The 257-nt window shown below is 47.5% G+C and carries 1 pseudogene; it reads left to right on the plus strand.

The window, feature by feature from the left end:
• Positions 1-182, plus strand: a pseudogene (locus AAEZ02_RS22925) (NUDIX hydrolase); the annotation flags it as partial.
• Positions 183-257 lie beyond the last annotated feature (75 nt).

Here is a 257-nt window from a genome sequence, read left to right on the forward strand (position 1 = left end):
GTGCATATCAGTCGCAAGCGTTTATCTTTCGTTGTCAGTTACCGCAATGCGCGCAAATACAGCTTAGTGATGAACACAGCGAATATGCTTACGTTGCTGTTGCTGAATTATCGACGATTCAGCAACAGCGGGTGAACGAGTGTTTATCGTTCAGTGGTGTGGTTCGCAGCGCAGCTTTCTAACGCGGCGTTATGCCATGTTGTTAGCATTTGCATGACATCCACAGAGTCACTGAGCTGTACTAAGGGTCTTGGTAC

The sequence above is a fragment of the Shewanella sp. T24-MNA-CIBAN-0130 genome (assembly GCF_040310185.1).
GTDB classification, from domain to species: Bacteria; Pseudomonadota; Gammaproteobacteria; order Enterobacterales; family Shewanellaceae; genus Shewanella; species Shewanella psychromarinicola.